The sequence below is a fragment of the Vibrio sp. Vb1127 genome (genome assembly GCF_033338735.1).
Taxonomy (GTDB): domain Bacteria; phylum Pseudomonadota; class Gammaproteobacteria; order Enterobacterales; family Vibrionaceae; genus Vibrio; species Vibrio alginolyticus.
Genome location: NZ_JAWOTF010000001.1, coordinates 13,183 through 31,242, shown reverse-complemented (window position 1 = coordinate 31,242; position 18,060 = coordinate 13,183). Strand labels below are relative to the sequence as shown.

The following is an 18,060-nucleotide window of genomic DNA, read 5'->3' as shown; positions in this document are numbered from 1 at the left end:
CGCTTCTACTCAACGAAAACGAGGGCATGTCGCCCTCGTTTTTTTATTCTTCGAATTTTTGTTTAGATAAACGCTTGTGACGGTTTGACGCGTTCGCTGCAGGCTTTTCCGGTACCATGCGCTTTTCATGAAGCAAATGACGAACCGCCAAGATGGGATGTTTCAGTAACATTCTGGGGCCAGAGTAACGCATGACCAAACGCATTTGTTCTTTCGGCTCTGGTTTGTAGCAGTGAATCGGACATTTGTTACACGTCGGTTTATTCTCTCCATAAGGACAGCGGTCGAGGCGCACTTCTGCGTATTCAAGCAGCTCACGACATTCTGAGCATAAGTCACGTTTTGTTCCATGATGGTCATGACAGTAAACCTCTACCATGGCTTTTACTGTCTTAAATTCAGTGGCGAGTTTGCCAAGTAAAATATCGCTCATGCGCTATCCAAAAATCACAACATCATTGTGTAAAGTTCTAACGTGCGGCCATTATCATATTGCTGCTCAACTCGTTCAAACTCAAAGCCCAGTTTTTTGAGCAAACTTATACTACGAATATTGTCATTATTGGTGATGGCAACCAAATTATCGAGTTTCATTTCCTCTCTAGCGTATTCCAGCACTGCGGTTGCAGACTCCGTTCCGTAGCCGAAGCCATAAGCGGAAGGTAAAAATCCATATCCGAGATCATAGTATTGTAATGTGTCACGTTTAACCAACCCACAAATCCCGATGGGTTGCCCATCTTCTTTCTTCTCTACAACGAGTAAACTCACGCCTTTAATTTGTTGCATGCGTAGCATGTTTTCTTTTATGTAACGCGCCGCTTCATATTCGGTACGAATTTGTTTGTCTCCGACAAAACGGTAGAAGTCTGGGTGGTTATAAAGTTCTAGTATAAATGGTGCATCATCTACACTCACAAGACGCAGTATCAAACGTTCGGTGTACAGTGTTTTCATTTGGGCTCCATTAAAACGCGATAGATGATTGGACATAGGAACGTACTTGAATTTTGCGACCGATACCGGCGCTTATTTAGTTGTAACTTGATAAAAAAGTAACTATCCTGCCTCGCTAAATTAAAGGACCACCACCATGAACCGCAAGAAGAAAATCAATCAGATCTTGAAAGCGAAGCAGAAGAAGCATAACGCTAAGCTACATAAGAGCAATAAGCCGCGTTATATCTCCAAAGCTGAACGCGCGAAAATGGAAGCTGAAGAACAAAACCAAGCTTCAGAACACACGGAAAACGTTGTAGACACAGCGCAGACAGATCAAGCCTAAAAGAAAAGCCGCTTTCAGCGGCTTTTTTGATATTCGGAGAGAGTTAGCTTTAGTATTCGACACTGTAGTTCAGTGTGAATGTGCGACCTCTTCCTTTGTAGTCGTACGCTGCTGCATCGTAGTGTGCTGCATAAAGAATCTGCGCACGTTGTCCCCAAGCGGTTGTGTAGTCTTCGTCAAATAGGTTTTGAATACCAAAACCTAACTGCCCGATAGGTAGTGTTACGTTACCAAGAAGATCAAACGTAGTGTATCCATCTAGTTTATTGTTTGCGTCATCTTCGTAATCAAACATCGTCTGGCTTTGTAAACGTACTGAATAGCCATCCTGATAGTAAGCCGCCCACGCGTTCGCTTTTGATGTACTTGCTTTACCCGCGCTTAGATCTTCCCACTTACCGTTGGTTTTCAGCTCAGAAACCACATAGTGACCTGATGCACCTAACAAAATATCACGGTTTACCCAGTAGTTAATGTTTGCTTCGGCACCGTATACACGTTGCTCGTCATCAACATTGGTGATTAGGAGCGTCTTCTTGTCATACTTGATTGAGTTATCCGACACCGAGTAGTAACCCGCCGCTTGCAGTGCGACAGTATCGGTATCTAATCGGTAACCGATTTCATAGCTGTCCGTTTTGATGCCCGACATTTTTGAGTCAGATACGTTAATGCTATTGTTCAACGCGTAGTGACCATTTGCATCCGCGGCATCGTAGCTACCTTGGCCGTAGTACTTTGCAGGATCAGCGAGTTCGAAACCTTGAGAGAAGTTCGCCCAAAGCTGAGATTCATCGTTAAGCTGATAAATGGTGCCCAAATTAAATAAGCTCACAGAGTAGTCAGTGCTGCCACCTGGTACCGCATCCGCTGATACACCATTACCCGATGCGATCTTCTTTTGTATACTATAGGCAACAAAATCATCAATCTTATTGTCCATGTATTGGTAGCGGTAGCCTGCTTGTACTGACCAATCTTGATTGATTTGGTAATCCCCTTGGACAAACATTGCGTAAGACGCCACATCAACATCTGGGTAACGCCCCACTTCGGCATAGGTTCGATTAATTAAGTTCCCAGAGCTGTTCGCAATGGTTGGATCGAACAGAGCCTGGTTACTTTCAAAACGGTCTAAGTACGCATCGACACCATAAACAAGTTTGAATGACTCCCAGCTTTTAGCTAACGCTAAGCGCCCAGCAAAAACTTCTGTTTTTTGTTGAGAGGCACTTTGGTAATAAGGAGTAAAGGTTTGGTCTTCACTACGGTAAGATAACTCGCCTATCAGTTGATGACCGAATACGCTGTCGTGAGCGTAGTTCGCACTTAAGAGAACTCGCTCTGTACCATGTTCACGGTCGGAATCGAACCCCTCTCGTACATCAACAAATTTATTGTTAACAATGTACAAACCGTATGGCGAATCTTGCTGGCTGTCATAGTATTGTGCGACAAGGTTTAACTTGCTGGCATCGGAGATTTGAATCTCGGTCGATCCCATAACATCGAGCGTTGAATTATACTGCAAGGAGCCCTGTGAAATGTCTGGGGTGACAATGTCGCCATTTGCGTCAAATGCACCTTGTGTCTCGGTGTACACAACCGAACCTCTAGCGGTAATTCGCTCATTACCACCCGAGATAGACTGAGCGAGTTTGTAATCAAAGTCATCGCTGCTATTAAAACCTGTAGTGCCACTCACGTAGGATTCAAACGACAAGTCATCCGAGTACGCTTTCTTGGTGATAATGTTAATAACACCACCAGTAGCGCCTGCCCCATAAATGGAGGTTGCACCAGATAGTACTTCAATTCGCTCGATGTTGAATGGGTCTATTGCGTCTAACTGACGACTAATCGGGCGAGAAGACTGTAACGAGACACCATCAATCATTACCAACATTGCTCTACCGCGAAGGTTCTGACCATAATTAGTTCGACCACCGGTGCCGACGTCTAAAGAAGGGATGGTTGCAGAAAGAATATCACCCAGTGTCTTGCCCGCACGATATTGCTGAGCAATCTCTTCTTGGCCAACAAACCAAACCGTTCCTGGAATATCGGAGATCGATTTCGGCATCACACTGCCTACAACAACCAATTGCTCATCGCTCGGAGTCGATGTTTGTTGAAGATCTTCTGCTGCTATTGAGCTAACTGCGTATCCACTGCTCATCGCAAGTACGATGAGATTGAAAGAAAACGTCCTTTTCATCATTGTATTTATCTTTTTGTTGTCAACAAGAGCATGCAATGATACTTATTCTCACTCTCAAATCGAGCACTGTTACACAAGTTAAATAAATGTTAATTAAGAACCTTCTTGCTCATAAGCTGTCGATTTTCCTCTAAACGAGGACAATCTGCACAAAGCTTTCTGCCTTCACACTTATAGACTAAACAACAACTTTTTCTTACTAACTTTAGCGGCTGATCAGATCCCGTCTCATGAAGTGAGCGGCTATTATCAACATCCAAACCCATTGCGCTTAGCCACAAGACCGCATGCTCCTGAAGTATCGAGTTAGTCATTTGCGGAAAGCGCTGTTGGAGACGAATTAAACAAGCCATGATTCCGTCCGACATCAATTGATGGGTGAAGCCAGGACGAATGCGTGTCCATTGACTCATCTCTTGTTGATAGAAGTCGAACAGTTCTCGGATTTGACGCCCCGCCTCTTTTATCAACGCTTCTGGCTCGCCATGTATATGCGCTTCGTCGGCGAATCGGTACCCAGAAACAAAACAAGGTTTGAGGTGCTGCGCTATCTCGCGAATGTTTGGCAACGTGTGGTAACCGTAAATAGAGATGAATGCGACATAAACTGGCTGCCAACAAAGTAAATCCCACGTTCTTGTCAACCAATATGCTTTTCCCGCTTCCGGATGAGCCTCCGAGATTTGCTGGTAAAGGACTTGGATGATCGGGTTGATATCATTCTCTATATGGATAGCTTCTTGCCCTATCTCGCCGATATCACCGTGTAGGTAAGGTGTAATCTCACTCGAAGTTTGAAACAGTTGCGGGAAAAATTGCTCAGACATGGTGGCTTATTGTTGGTGTAGTCATTCTGACACCTTTATACCCAAGCCCTAATCGCAATGCAAACTATTATCCTTTGCGTTTTCATAACAAAGAAGCACTCTTAGGGTTAGTTATGACTGTATTTCCGAGTTCTGTGAAGCTGTAAGGTCTGGTTACGTATGCGATGAATAGCAACAAACTCTTAAACCTCTTCGCATTTAACGCTCACATGATCGCAAAAATACACAGCATAAAAACACCCTGATAAAACTGTGTTAACAGTTTCCCTGTGTAGCGTGAGTTATTGCCAATAATTGAATATTGCTGTTTCTTATCCAGCGGATTGTGAACAACATGAAGTATTTTCTTTCTGAATATCGAGACAATACAAAGAGGTAATTTGGCTATGTAGCCCTCTGTTTTGAATAAGGAAATCCACATGTTGTATCTTGAGTTTCTATTTTTGCTCGTGATGCTGTATATCGGCTCACGTTATGGTGGTATAGGCCTTGGGGTCGTATCCGGAATTGGCTTGGTGATTGAAGTATTCATCTTTAAGATGCCGCCAACCTCTCCTCCTGTCACCGTCATGTTGATCATTTTAGCGGTGGTAACATGTGCTTCCATTCTTGAAGCCGCTGGCGGTTTGAAATACATGCTGCAAGTTGCCGAGCGTGTGCTTCGTAAGAACCCAAAACGCGTCACCCTTATTGCTCCTTTTGTGACTTACTTTATGACTTTCTTGCTCGGTACAGGTCACGCGGTTTACTCCATTATGCCAATCATTGGCGACGTTGCATTGAAAAACGGCATTCGTCCAGAGCGTCCTATGGCTGCCGCTTCTGTCGCGTCTCAAATCGCAATCACGGCATCACCAATTTCAGCGGCCGTAGTTTACTACTTGGCGCAACTCTCTGATATTCAACACGAGATCACTCTGCTCTCAATTCTGCTCGTTACTGTACCTGCAACCTTATTCGGTACGTTGTTGATGTCACTTTACAGCCTAAAGCGTGGTAAAGAGCTAGACGACGATGAAGAATACCAAGAGCGTTTGAAAGATCCTGTGTGGCGCGAAAAGATCCTCAACACAACTGCGACGTCTCTTGATGAAGTACTACCAACAAGTGCTCGTAACTCTGTATTGCTGTTCATTGCTTCTATCTTGGTTATCGTCGTTATCGCGATGTGGCCAGACATTCGTACCATCGTAGATGGCTCGAAGCCAATCAGCATGGCAGTTGTGATTCAAATGATGATGCTCTGCTTCGGCGGTATCATTTTGCTTGCGACCAAAACTGACCCGCGTGACGTACCAAATGGGGTGGTATTTAAATCTGGTATGGTGGCGGCGATTGCTATCTTCGGTATTGCATGGATGTCAGATACCTACTTCCAGTACGCTATGCCTCAATTTAAATCTGGCATCGTAGAGATGGTAACTAACTATCCTTGGACATTCGCGCTTGCATTATTCATTGTGTCGGTTGTGGTGAACTCTCAAGCTGCAACGGCTCGCATGATGCTGCCTGTTGGTCTCGGCTTAGGTTTGGAACCTGCGCTGCTTATCGGCTTAATGCCAGCGGTATACGGCTACTTCTTTATTCCCAACTACCCTTCAGATATCGCGACTGTGAACTTCGATACCTCGGGCACAACTAAGATTGGTAAGTGGTACTTCAACCACTCATTCATGTCTGTGGGCTTAATCGGCGTGATTGGTGCGTGTTGCTTGGGTTACTTGCTAGGGCAAATGATCATTCCTTCGTAACTAGCCAAATCAACGATAAATTAGAGGCGAGTCATTGTACGTTTCGTACAGCCTGAGTGACTCGCCTTTCTTTATTGCACTATTCACTACAGCAAGAAATCGTCATCAATCGCGACAAAATTGTCGGCACAATCAATCAGAGTTTGGGATGTTAGCTTAGGTACACCATAAACGGTCACCGTTTTATTGAAGCACTGCTGAATTCTCTCTACTAGCAGACTAAAGTCTCCATCTCCCGAAACTAGAATCACTTCCTCAACTTCGGGAGCAATTTCAATTGCATCGAGAGTAATACCCACATCCCAATCGCCTTTCGAGCTGCCATCACGACGCTGGATGTAGGGTTTAAGCATCACCTCAAATCCAACACCACGAAGAATATGGTGGAACTGACGTTGTTTTGGATCGTTACTCGCGATGGCATAAGCACGAGCACTTACCACCTCTTTCCCTTGTGTGGCGACATACCAAAACTGGTTGTAATCAAAATTGCTTCGATACGCTTCGCGACAGGTGTAATACACATTCTGTACATCAACCAAAATGGCGATTTTTTGTTTGCTTTCCGAACTCATCTATTTCTACGCTCAATTTATTTGCTGCCTACCCTATGCCAGTTTTGGAAAAAGCACAATGAGCCAATTCCACTAAACTTAACGTATAAAAAGTTATTTGGGTTTCTAGGGGAACTGTCATGGGCGGAAAGTTACTAGTGATACTGCTTTCTTGTATCTTGTCATCGACAGCATTTGGTTATCCAGCGCACTCCAAATACTGGCCACATAGAAGTGTGCTCTACTTTGCGCCGGAAAATGATGAATACGTCAAACAATTCTTGCTAGAAACACTTATGAATGAGTGTGAGTTGGAAGACAGAGATGTCGTCACACTGGTCATTACAGAACAAGGTTATACTTTTCCTGCTTGGCTTAAAGAAGAGTTCGACCTAAAAATGCTAGCTCGTCTTTATGCGGTCGAAAAAGGTTCTCATACTGCTATTTTGCTTGGTAAAGATGGTCTAGAAAAGCACCGTTGGGGCGCAGAAACAGACTGGCCGTTTATCAACAACCTCATTGATCAAATGCCTATGCGTAAGCAAGAAATGCAGAGGCAACAAAGCCCCTGTAAAATATAGTCACTTCTGGGCAGTATTACTTTGCGAACCAATCCAATTTGTTGTGCAGCTGAGTAACGCTACCAACCACAATCAATGCTGGGCTCACAGCTTGCTCTGCCATGCTCGATAACTCGTTCAACTTTCCTTGGAACACGCGCTGCTCCGGGCGCGTACCGTTTTCAATAATGGCGCATGACATCTCAGGATCTAAGCCGTGAGTGATCAGCTTATCCATAATGTGGCCGCTTTGCTTCAAACCCATGTAGAACACAAGCGTGTTGTTGGATTGCGCCAGTGAATGCCACTCAATCTCACGACCATCTTTTTGTACGTGACCAGTGATGAATTGAACGCTTTGCGCATGGTCGCGGTGTGTTAATGGAATACCAGCATAAGCCGTTGCACCCGCTGCTGCTGTGATACCCGGAACCACTTCGTATTTGATACCAAATTCCGCTAGTTCTTCTAACTCTTCACCGCCACGGCCAAAGATAAATGAGTCACCGCCCTTCAGACGCACAACACGCTTACCTTCTTGTGCTTTCTGCACCAAGATTTGGTTGATTTGATCTTGAGGCACACAGTGAAAGTCTAATTTTTTACCTACGTAGATCATCTCTGCTGATGCATGAGCCAATTCTAGAATGTCTTTCGACACCAAACGGTCGTATACAACAACTTCAGCCGCTTGAATGGCTTTTAAGCCTTTTACTGTGAGCAAATCAGGATCACCTGGACCTGCACCAACAAGAGAAATAAAGCCGCTGTTTAAAGATGAGTGAGCAGTAGTCATATCAACGCCTATCGAAAATTTGGACATAAAAAGTAACACTCAAGTCATTAACTCAAGGTTAAAATCACCCCAAGGAGTTATTACTTTTTATAGCTAAATCAATAAAATATGTCGCGAAAGTGAAAGTTAAAAATTGAAATCTAGTTAGAGAATAGTCCCGCCCATCCAGAAGCGGGACCATATTAAGCGAATTACCCGTTAATGGTTATTTAGCCATTGCAGGTTGCGCTTTTACTTCTTCTTCAGCATTGATAGAAGGCGCAGTTTTAGCGTGAGTTAGGTACAGTGGAATACAAGTTATTACTAGACCACCAACAATGTTACCTAGGATGGTTGGGATAAGGTTGAAGTTCAACCAAGTCGCGATACCAAAATCCGCACCTAGAATCATACCTAGTGGGAATAGGAACATGTTTACTACTGTGTGCTCGAATACTAGAGCGAAGAAGATGAAGATTGGGAACCACATCATTGCTACGCGACCAGATACTGAACGTGCTGTCATGTTGCCGATAACGCCTAGACACACCATTAGGTTACAGAAGATGCCGCGTACGAAACACGTGATCCATCCGTCCATACCCATGTTTTCAAAACCAAGGCTACGCGCGGTAGAAACAACGACAAATTTCTTCGCTACTGCATTCAGTTCTAGAGAGAAGTTACCTGTTAGAGAGATAGCCACTAGGTAAGCAACGATCAGAGAACCAATAAGGTTACCCAAGCCTACAAGCCCCCAACAACGGAAGATACGACCCCAAGTGATGCCCGGACGGTTAGCAAACTTAGCCAGAGGCGCTAGACCAAAAACACCGGTTACTAGGTCATACCCCATCACACTTAGAATTACGAAACCAACGGGGAAAACAAGTGCTCCTACAAGGCCGATACCCGTTTGTACAATCGCGGTAATAGCAACCACCACCGCAAGCGAAAGAATAACGCCAGCCATCGTACCGCGAAGCAGAAGATCTCGCGTGCTTGTATTGGTTTTCGCTTCACCAACATTGATCATGGTTTGCACGAATTCTGCAGGCTTAAAATCAGTAGACATGAATGTGTCCTTATCCAAAATTGAAAGTTAAAAAGTTAAAGATTGAATAGAGAAAGGCTTCCCGTTGACACCTGAACGCTGTCTACAACACCTCGCTTCCCTGTTCCCCTGAGATGATGCTTGGAAAGCCTTTGTCTATTGAATCTAGGTTTCAGTTCATTCCCTCCCCCTAAGAGGAGGGAATGAAAACCAAGCTTACGCAGAGATTTCTACTTCGCCGTTGGTTACGCGGGTTTTGTACGCTTTCACGCTAAAACGCTCGTCTTCCATGCACGCACCTGTTGTCAGGTTAAAGCGTTGCTTCTTAAGTGGGCTAGCCACCCAAAGCTCGCCTTGGTGCTCACAGATCAAACCGCGAGAAAGCACGTTTGATTGGAAGAACGGGTCTGTGTTGCTGATCGCCAGCACTTCTTCTGCTTGTGTTGGGCGGAATACCGCAACTTGTTGACCATCAACCAGTGCACAAACACCCGTGCCCGGTACGATGTCGCTGATTTGGCAAATCTTTTCAAATGACATAATCAACCTTCCCTTATGCTTCAGTGATCGCTACGTGTAGGATGTCGCCTTTTGCTTCAGGGTGTTTTTCCGTGAAGGTTGCTGGGCGGTGCTGCTCACGCTCTTGTACAAATACAACGTTGTCATCGCGCTTGTCAGAGTTGATGAAGTGCGCGAAACGAGTCAGTTGTGATTCGTCGTTGATGGTCGCAGTCCACTCACACTCGTACTCGTCTACAAGCTTCGCTACGTCTGCCTCTAGTTGAGCGTTGATACCAAGCTTATCGTTAACAATCACTTCGCGTAGGTAGTCAACGCCACCTTCCATGTTTTCCATCCAAACTGATGTGCGTTGTAGTGGCGCAGCAGTACGGATGTAGAACATCATGAAGCGGTCGATGTACTTGATTAGTGTTTCTTTATCTAGGTCACTTGCAAGTAGGTCTGCGTGACGAGGTTTCATGCCGCCGTTACCACATACGTACATGTTCCAACCTGCGTCAGTCGCGATGATGCCAAGGTCTTTACCTTGTGCTTCCGCACACTCACGAGTACAACCAGAAACACCGAACTTCATCTTATGAGGTGTACGAATGCCTTTGTAACGGTTCTCGATGTAAGAACCCAGACCAACAGAATCTTGAACGCCGTAACGACACCACGTTGAGCCAACACAGGTCTTCGCCATACGAAGGGCTTTTGCGTACGCTTGACCTGTTTCGAAACCAGCGTCGATAAGCTTGCGCCAGATCTCTGGAAGATCGTCTTTTTGAGCACCAAACAGACCAATACGTTGAGCACCGGTTACTTTGGTGTATAGGTTGTATTCTGCTGCAACGTTCGCTAACGCACCCAGTGCTTGAGGTGTTACTTCACCACCCGCCATACGTGGGATAACAGAGTAAGTACCGTCTTTTTGGATGTTACCTAGGAAGTTATCGTTCGTGTCGTGCAGCTTAACCAGTTGTGGCTTAAGAATGTACTCACCCCAGCAAGAAGCCAAGATAGAACCAGCCAGTGGTTTACAAACTTCACAGCCGTAACCTTTACCGTATTTCTCTAGAAGCTCATCAAACGTTTTGATCTCTTCAATACGGATTAGGTGGAACAGCTCTTGGCGTGAGTATGCAAAGTGCTCACACACGTCGTTCTTCACTTCGATACCAGATTTAGCAAGCTCAGCATTTAGAACAGACGTCACTAGAGGAATACAACCACCACAGCCTGTACCCGCGCCCGTCACGGCTTTGATGTCGCCCAATGTGTGGTGCCCATCAGCAACCGCCTGTGCGATCTTGCCTTTTGTCACGTCGAAACAAGAACAGATCACTGCGCTTTCTGGTAGAGCGTCTGCACCTAGTGCTGGTTTCTCAGCGCCTGCGTGTGCAGGAAGGATCAACGCATCCGGGTGTTCTGGTAGGTCGATTTCGTTCAACATAAGTTGAAGCAGGTCGCCGTAGTCAGACGTATCGCCAACCATAACCGCGCCAAGCAGTTTCTTGTTGTCTTTAGAAACGATAAGACGTTTGTAAACTTCTTGTTCTTCGTTCTGGTAAACGTAACTCTTACAGCCTTCAGTACGACCGTTCGCGTCACCGATTGAACCTACTTTTACACCCAGAAGTTTCAGCTTCGCAGACATATCAGCGCCTTCGAATTTGCTTTCTGTGTTACCTAGTAGGTGATCAACGGCAACTGTCGCCATCTTGTAGCCAGGAGCAACAAGGCCGTAGAACATTTCGTTCCAAGACGCACATTCACCGATAGCGTAGATGTTCTCATCAGAAGTCTGACAGTGGTCGTTAATAGCAACACCGCCACGAGGTGCCACTTCTAGCTCCATTTGGCGTGCTAGTTTGTCTTGTGGACGAATACCTGCAGAGAATACGATGAAGTCTGTTTCTAGCTCTGAACCGTCAGCAAAACGCATAACGTTGCGTGCGTTTGTGCCTTCTGCCGCAATCTCAAGCGTGTTTTTGCTGGTGTGAACGTTCACGCCCATACGCTCGATCTTTTGACGAAGTTGGTTACCACCAGCAAGGTCAAGTTGCTCAGCCATTAGCTTCGGTGCGAACTCAACAACATGCGTTTCTACACCCAGTGCTTTCAATGCGCCTGCTGCTTCAAGACCTAGCAGACCACCACCGACAACAACGCCTGATTTGCTCTTCTTCGCACACGCTTCGATCGCTTTAAGATCTTCGATAGTACGGTAAACAAAACAGTCTTTGCTTTCGTGACCTTTGATAGGTGGAACAAATGGGAATGAGCCAGTAGCAAGAATCAGCTTGTCGTATTGAACTTCGCGACCAGTGCTTGAGTAAACAATGCGGTTTTCACGGTTGATGTTGATCGCGCGTTCGCCGATCAGCATGTTAATACCGTGTTTCTCGTAGAAGCCTTCTTTTACTAAAGAAAGTTCATCTGCAGTATGGTGAGAAAAGTAAGAGGAAAGGTGCACACGGTCGTATGCGACACGAGGTTCTTCACAGAAAACCGTAATGTCCATATTAGACATATCAGCTTTCTCGACTAAGTCTTCAATATAACGGTGCCCTACCATACCGTTACCGATGATTACTAGCTTCAACTTGCTCATTATAATTCCTAAGGGTTAGGTTCTTATCACTGAGCTCATTGTTAATTGTGAAAGAAAATTAATACATGATGTAAATCAATTACAATTTCAAACTACCCTAAAGGGGTAGATGAACGTATTTATCTGACTATTGCGAAATAAAAAGTAATTTATTAACGGATATTGGTAGTTTTAACAAACTGAGATAACCGAAGCCATGCTAGCAACGGACTATACCGTTTTGCTTTTATGAAGTTAGGCTGACCATCGAAACCGAGCACACCTACGATAAATCCTGCTTTGCTTCTAAACGACGCACTCACTTGACTTCACCGCTTCAAGGTGATCAGAGAACAATATCTGAAGTGATTGAAAGATTTAGAAAAATCAAGCTTCACAACAAAAATTTTTTACTAGCTAAGTCGCACTATAAAGACTAAAATCGGGTTTAGTTCATATGGAATAGCGTCCATATGATTGATACCGTAATTGACATATAGAGTGCCGTCCCATTTTTGTGAGGCGGCCTTTTATTTGGGAGTCATAAAATGTCAGAAAACAATTCTATCTACATCTCAAGCTTAGATATGAACCGAATCACTGCTTTGTTGGATAAAATGCCAAACATCGCAGCGGAGCTTGTGGAATTAGAAGCAGAGCTCGACCGAGCAACAGTTCTTGAGCCAGAACAAATGCCAGATAACGTGGTCACGATGAACTCGACTGTAGAGTTTAAATTTTCAGGTGAAGATAGAACCATGACAAAGACACTGGTTTACCCTTCTGAACTGAAAAGCAGTGATGATATCTCTATTTTTGCACCCGTAGGCAGCGCACTGATCGGTTTGTCTGTCGGCCAAAAACTTGACTGGCCAATGCCAAATAATCAAGTGAAGACAATTGAAATTGTCGATATCACATACCAACCTGAGCGTTGTGGTGCACTAAACCGCTAACCCTCAGTAGTCCCGGTGCAAAGGCCTCCATTTAAGACTTTGCACCAGGAGAGCCCCTCGCTTACCCCCTATTTCCTTCTTTGTTTTCCAAGCATTTACTTTACTGCTCTTAAGTAACATCACCGATTCTTTATTATTTACCGCATATTCAATATTTATATCTCCAAGCTCAATCATAGAAATTGCAAAGTATTTTTCGTATATTGTCGCTCCGAAAACGACGTAAATTATGCGCAAAATGGAAGAATATCTAACTCGAATTGCCTGCTTAGAAAAAGAAAATGAAGAGCTGAAGCGGAAGAATGCGCGACTACAAGAAAAGTTGAATGCTGCACTCGACAGTAATGGACTGTGTTTGTGGGAGCAGCATATTCCTTCAGGTACTTTGACGATATTCAATATGCAGTGGGGCAAAATGCTAGGTTATCAGCCCCATGAGTTAACCGCGACGGTTGAAACGTGGAAAAACAATCTCCACCCTGAAGATTATGATCTTGCGGTGGGTGCATTTGAAGATCACCTAGCAGGCAAGACCGACCTTTATGAGGTAGTGCATCGCATGATTCATAAAGACGGCAGTGATAGCTGGGTCTACGATCGAGGGCGCATCGTCGAGTATGGTTCTGATGGCGAACCACTACGGATGATGGGCACTCATATCGATATTACAAAAGAAAAGCGTTATGAGCAGCAACTGGCCAAGTTGGCTTCGAGTGATCCATTGACTGGATTGTTAAATAGAAAAGCAATTGAGGAAAACTTTAATCATCAACCTCAAACCGAACCGTCTCAGCAGTCTGCTTTAGTGTTTGTTGATATAGATAATTTTAAAGCAGTTAACGACCAGCTAGGCCATCATACTGGCGACACCCTCCTCATCAATATCGCCAATAGCTTAACAGAGCTTGCGTCAAGCAAGTCTCAAGTTGGACGCATAGGAGGCGATGAATTTGTTATCTTAAACTGGCATTCAAGTCGAGAGGAAATATCCCAACTTTGCAATCAACTCTTAGATTCAATCATTCCAGCGATAAATCAAGACTTACATAAAGTAACGATAGGAATGAGTATCGGTGTTTGTCTCTTTAACAAAGGAAAGCAACCGTTTAATGAAGTGTATCAAAAAGCCGATCACGCAATGTATGAGATAAAGAAAAATGGCAAAAATGGAGTACAATTTTTCAACTTAAAAAGTTGATATCTCTCCATAAATCATCATGTTATGAAATCAGTCATTTGCTACAACTTGAACTAACTAAAGATAAATTCTTTATATCTAAGCCAGTTACCGAAATTACCCCTAGGTACTCATAAATTTGGCACGATACAAATAAATCCCCTCCTCTCCTAGCATCAACCCAATAAGCAACTACACTCATTTAACTGATAGATTAATTACTACTATTATGAAGGGAGTTGTTTTTGATGGATACAAAACAGATTTCTACAGCTATCATAATTTTAGTTCTTTCTGCATTAGTAGTTGCTTATTTAAAGTTAACAACGGTATCAAATGCTATCCACAAACCTACAACAATCGGTATATCTAAGACGCCTCTGTCAGCCCCTTTTATCATTGCAGAGCACATAGGTGCGTTTGAAGAAAACGATTTAAACGTCGAACTTATCATGTGCTTTGGAGGGGTCGAATGTTCAAACCTACTTCTAGAAAACCATGTTAATTACGCCACTTTTTCTGAAAGCGTACTGATGTTTAAAAGCTTTGAATACAAAGATTTAGCATTAATCACTTCTTTTGCATCTTCTACGAATGATATTAAGCTGCTAACTAAAAAGCGGTCTGGCATAAAAAGTATAGATAAATTACCAGGAAAAAAGGTTGGTGTAATAAAAAAGAGCGCTAGCGAATATTACTTAGACTTGTTGCTACAGGTAAATGCCATTGATTTAGAAAAAGTAGAAAAAATATCATCAACAACGCAGGTTATTATAAATCATTTAATGCAAGGAAACGTCGATGCAATATCTACTTGGGAGCCATACGGATTTATGGCCAAGAATAGAATAAATGAAGAAGTAAAGAACATAGGAATTATTGGCGTGTATAAACTTTACTTTTTGCTTGTATCAAAAGAAATACACATTGAAAAATCAGATCAAGAAGTAATGAAAATAATAAAGTCACTTCATCACTCAATTAACTGGATGGATAAAAACCCTCATTTAACAATGAAAATACTATCACAAAAACTTAACACAACAGTTGAAGAAATATCTTGGAGTTGGGATGATTATAACTTTCGATTAAATTTAACGAATTCTTTATTATTTACATTACAATCAGAAGCTAATTGGGCATTAAAACAAAACTATGTAGAAGGACAGATTCCAAATTACAGAAAAATATTTAAAGAAAACTATATCAATTCATATTTTGATGGTCTAGATTAAAATGCATCGTTCGTTAAACCACTATTTAGCATCACTATTCAGTCTAAGCGTAATACTATGTATCAGCGTTATAGTATACATAAGCTTCATAAAAATAGAAGATTATAAAGCCAAGAAACAATTAAACCAAATAATGGACATACAAATATCATTAGAGTCATTAAGTAGTTATCTTTGGGCTTACACTCAAAATAGGGGAAAAAACAATTTCACACAATTCATGATTTCTCATAACAAATTAAACGAATTATTATCTCAAAATGAAGATGTTTTATACCTTACTAAAGACCTAAAAAAAATGAATCTCGAACTGTATTTTTTAGTTCAATACGAAAATAATCATTTACTAGACAAAGATCGCCATTATGATTCAGTCGTAAATTATAATAAATCAAATCCTGTCATACAATCCAGAATAAACATTGTATCCCAGGATATGAATAATGAAATAATATATATTTATAAAAAAATACTTAATAATAAGTCTACAAAACTACAAAATTTAAATTATTACACTCAAGCAGGTATTATTTTTATCTCTCTAGTTGTTATGCTATTATGCTTTTATATAAAAATAAAGTTCAAGAGAAGCTTTCAAAGGTTTATAAATGGAATAAAACAATTAAGCAGGTCAAATTTTGACTATAAAATCCCTTCAGAAAATCAATTCACGGAATTTGAAAATCTGTCTTGTTACTTCAATAAAATGGCGGCATTGTTAAACCACACAACAATATCAAAATCAAAACTTAAAGAAGAAGTAGAGAATCAAACTTCAGTTCTAAATCGTCAAAAAGAAAGTTTGGTATTTTTGTCTGAGCACGACTCCTTAACTAATATCTACAATCGTCGAGCAATAGAAAAACATTTGATCCAGCTTACGCGTAATTTCAGAGGCAGTGAGAATAGTTTTAGTTTGTTTTTTATAGATTTAAATTTATTTAAGGATATTAACGATAGCCATGGCCATGAGGCAGGTGATGCAGTGTTAAAATCTGTAGCTAGTAGATTATCAAGTATTATCGACGAATCAGACATGGTAGGCCGCTTTGGTGGAGATGAATTTATTATTATTCATCGTTCACACACAACAGGTACGTCTCTGTCTGCATGTGCACTACGCTATATCCAAGAAATAGAAAAAGTAATTCATTTTAAAGGTAAAGAGTTATGCGTCGGAGCTAGCATTGGTATTGCACTCTATCCTGAGCATGGGTCGAATGTACATGAATTATTAACAGCGGCAGACAAGTCTATGTATCAGTCAAAACGTTCTAAAGCTAGCTCGTTCACTATTGTCGACAACAGCAGTTCGCTGTTAAAGAGGCCTATGTTTTAATCTAAAGTAGCTGTGGAAACGTTCTACATGCGAATATTCAACGACATCGACCACTGTGGCCACTTACAGTAATAAAGCCGCTTTTATCACATAGCAAAAGCTAAACTCGTAAGCTAAACGCTCTCCAGGCATTGAAGAAAAATAATCCATTGTGAATGGTTAATCCTCCCCTTTTAAACGTCAACTTTCACCACCATATGATAGTTAAGATTCATTAACAGGCTATAACTATCCTATGTCTTTTCCTCGTTTATCTGTTCTGGATTTGGCACCCGTGTCCGACGGAACAAACTTCACCGAAACGTTCGAACGCTCCGTTGAATTAGCTCAATCAATCGAGTCCTGGGGCTATCATCGGTTTTGGATGGCTGAACACCATAACATGCCCGACATCGCCAGTGCCGCAACCAGTGTATTACTCAGTCATATTGGAGCGCACACGAACTCGATCCGTTTAGGATCAGGTGGAATCATGTTACCTAACCATGCACCACTAGTTATTGCAGAGCAATTCGGAACGTTAGAGGCATTATACCCTGGTCGTATTGACCTCGGATTAGGACGCGCACCAGGCACCGACTACCAAACAATGCATGCATTAAGGCGGGAACCAGAGCATATGGATCCTGACTTTGAAGAGCTGTTGGAGGAACTTAATTTCTTTCTTGGTCCCGTATCTCGAAATCAACCAGTCGCGGCTTATCCAGGTAACAACACATCTCTGCCGATTTGGCTTCTGGGGTCGAGTACATACAGCGCACGTTTAGCAGCTAAGAGAGGCTTACCTTTCGCATTTGCTGCACACTTTGCTCCAGATGCAATGTCTCGTGCTCTAAACTTTTATCGAGATGAGTTTGTCCCATCCGAGCATTTAGCTCAACCCTATGTGATGATTTGTGCCAACGTTATCGTAGCGGATACTCAGTCACATGCAGATTTTCTCGCGACAACAGAGAAGCAAAAATTCTTAAAAATGATTCGCGGCAATCGCGAAAAACTTCGCGCACCAGTGAAAAGTATGGCACCACTATGGTCAGCACAGGAAAAGCTTCACGTTGAAACTCAATTACGTGAATCTATCCATGGTGATCAAACATATGTAAGACAGAAAATTGAGAAACTTTTGGAACGCACTGGGGCAGATGAAATTATGGTAAACACGATGGTGTTTGAACAATCTGAGAAGTTGAGATCCTACAGGTTACTATCGGAACTCATGGACAAGTAAA

Annotated in this window: 17 protein-coding genes; 8 read left to right on the top strand and 9 right to left on the bottom strand. The window is 42.7% G+C overall.

Annotated features, from left to right (window positions below; genetic code table 11):
* Positions 1-43: 43 nt before the first annotated feature.
* On the bottom strand, positions 44-433 hold the full coding sequence (locus R7H07_RS00155; RefSeq protein ID WP_054575964.1) for a nitrous oxide-stimulated promoter family protein: 390 nt from the start codon (positions 431-433) through the stop codon (positions 44-46).
* Positions 434-447: 14 nt separating this feature from the next.
* The gene (locus R7H07_RS00150; protein WP_054579612.1) at positions 448-957 is read right to left on the bottom strand and encodes a GNAT family N-acetyltransferase; all 510 of its coding nucleotides are present in this window, start codon (positions 955-957) and stop codon (positions 448-450) included.
* A gap of 136 nt (positions 958-1,093) precedes the next feature.
* On the opposite strand from R7H07_RS00150, the gene R7H07_RS00145 reads away from it, so the two are divergent.
* Complete coding sequence (locus R7H07_RS00145; RefSeq protein ID WP_005376066.1) at positions 1,094-1,285, top strand: DUF2986 domain-containing protein; 192 nt, start codon at positions 1,094-1,096, stop codon at positions 1,283-1,285.
* 49 nt (positions 1,286-1,334) lie between these two features.
* On the opposite strand, the gene R7H07_RS00140 is transcribed toward R7H07_RS00145, so the two are convergent.
* Both R7H07_RS00140 and R7H07_RS00135 read right to left on the bottom strand, forming a co-directional pair.
* The gene (locus R7H07_RS00140) at positions 1,335-3,506 is read right to left on the bottom strand and encodes a TonB-dependent receptor (RefSeq protein ID WP_005376064.1); all 2,172 of its coding nucleotides are present in this window, start codon (positions 3,504-3,506) and stop codon (positions 1,335-1,337) included.
* An 89-nt stretch (positions 3,507-3,595) separates the two neighbouring features.
* On the bottom strand, positions 3,596-4,333 hold the full coding sequence (locus tag R7H07_RS00135) for a siderophore ferric iron reductase (RefSeq protein ID WP_206958870.1): 738 nt from the start codon (positions 4,331-4,333) through the stop codon (positions 3,596-3,598).
* Between the two features lie 419 nt (positions 4,334-4,752).
* Here R7H07_RS00135 and R7H07_RS00130 point away from each other — a divergent pair, with 419 nt between their 5' ends.
* Complete coding sequence (locus tag R7H07_RS00130; protein ID WP_005376060.1) at positions 4,753-6,084, top strand: anaerobic C4-dicarboxylate transporter; 1,332 nt, start codon at positions 4,753-4,755, stop codon at positions 6,082-6,084.
* A gap of 86 nt (positions 6,085-6,170) precedes the next feature.
* Here R7H07_RS00130 and R7H07_RS00125 read toward each other — a convergent pair whose 3' ends face one another.
* Positions 6,171-6,659, bottom strand: a complete 489-nt coding sequence (locus tag R7H07_RS00125) for an NYN domain-containing protein (RefSeq protein WP_086047381.1) — start codon at positions 6,657-6,659, stop codon at positions 6,171-6,173.
* Positions 6,660-6,778: 119 nt separating this feature from the next.
* On the opposite strand from R7H07_RS00125, the gene R7H07_RS00120 reads away from it, so the two are divergent.
* Positions 6,779-7,219 carry a DUF4174 domain-containing protein gene (locus tag R7H07_RS00120; protein WP_017820187.1) on the top strand — a complete coding sequence of 147 codons (441 nt, stop codon included), beginning with the start codon at positions 6,779-6,781 and terminating at the stop codon, positions 7,217-7,219.
* A 16-nt stretch (positions 7,220-7,235) separates the two neighbouring features.
* On the opposite strand, the gene cobA is transcribed toward R7H07_RS00120, so the two are convergent.
* The 4 genes from cobA to nirB form a co-directional block, all read right to left on the bottom strand.
* Positions 7,236-7,994, bottom strand: a complete 759-nt coding sequence (gene cobA, locus R7H07_RS00115) for a uroporphyrinogen-III C-methyltransferase (protein WP_086047380.1) — start codon at positions 7,992-7,994, stop codon at positions 7,236-7,238.
* Positions 7,995-8,199: 205 nt separating this feature from the next.
* Positions 8,200-9,048, bottom strand: coding sequence for a formate/nitrite transporter family protein (locus tag R7H07_RS00110; protein ID WP_206958871.1), 849 nt, complete (start codon positions 9,046-9,048; stop codon positions 8,200-8,202).
* A gap of 195 nt (positions 9,049-9,243) precedes the next feature.
* Positions 9,244-9,567 (bottom strand): nitrite reductase small subunit NirD, encoded by a 324-nt coding sequence (gene nirD / locus R7H07_RS00105; RefSeq protein WP_005387969.1) that lies wholly within the window; start codon positions 9,565-9,567, stop codon positions 9,244-9,246.
* 13 nt (positions 9,568-9,580) lie between these two features.
* Positions 9,581-12,145, bottom strand: a complete 2,565-nt coding sequence (gene nirB / locus R7H07_RS00100) for a nitrite reductase large subunit NirB (RefSeq protein ID WP_206958872.1) — start codon at positions 12,143-12,145, stop codon at positions 9,581-9,583.
* 527 nt (positions 12,146-12,672) lie between these two features.
* On the opposite strand from nirB, the gene rnk reads away from it, so the two are divergent.
* From rnk to R7H07_RS00075, 5 genes are all read left to right on the top strand, one after another.
* Complete coding sequence (rnk, locus tag R7H07_RS00095; protein ID WP_005390213.1) at positions 12,673-13,080, top strand: nucleoside diphosphate kinase regulator; 408 nt, start codon at positions 12,673-12,675, stop codon at positions 13,078-13,080.
* 238 nt (positions 13,081-13,318) lie between these two features.
* Positions 13,319-14,278: a GGDEF domain-containing protein gene (locus R7H07_RS00090; protein ID WP_025767735.1), complete on the top strand. Its 960-nt coding sequence runs from the start codon at positions 13,319-13,321 to the stop codon at positions 14,276-14,278.
* 227 nt (positions 14,279-14,505) lie between these two features.
* Positions 14,506-15,492, top strand: a complete 987-nt coding sequence (locus R7H07_RS00085; protein ID WP_206958873.1) for an ABC transporter substrate-binding protein — start codon at positions 14,506-14,508, stop codon at positions 15,490-15,492.
* A gap of 298 nt (positions 15,493-15,790) precedes the next feature.
* Entirely contained in the window at positions 15,791-16,831 is a 1,041-nt protein-coding gene (locus tag R7H07_RS00080) for a GGDEF domain-containing protein (RefSeq protein WP_225455651.1), read from the top strand.
* Positions 16,832-17,066: 235 nt separating this feature from the next.
* Complete coding sequence (locus R7H07_RS00075) at positions 17,067-18,059, top strand: LLM class flavin-dependent oxidoreductase (protein ID WP_005376038.1); 993 nt, start codon at positions 17,067-17,069, stop codon at positions 18,057-18,059.
* Position 18,060 lies beyond the last annotated feature (1 nt).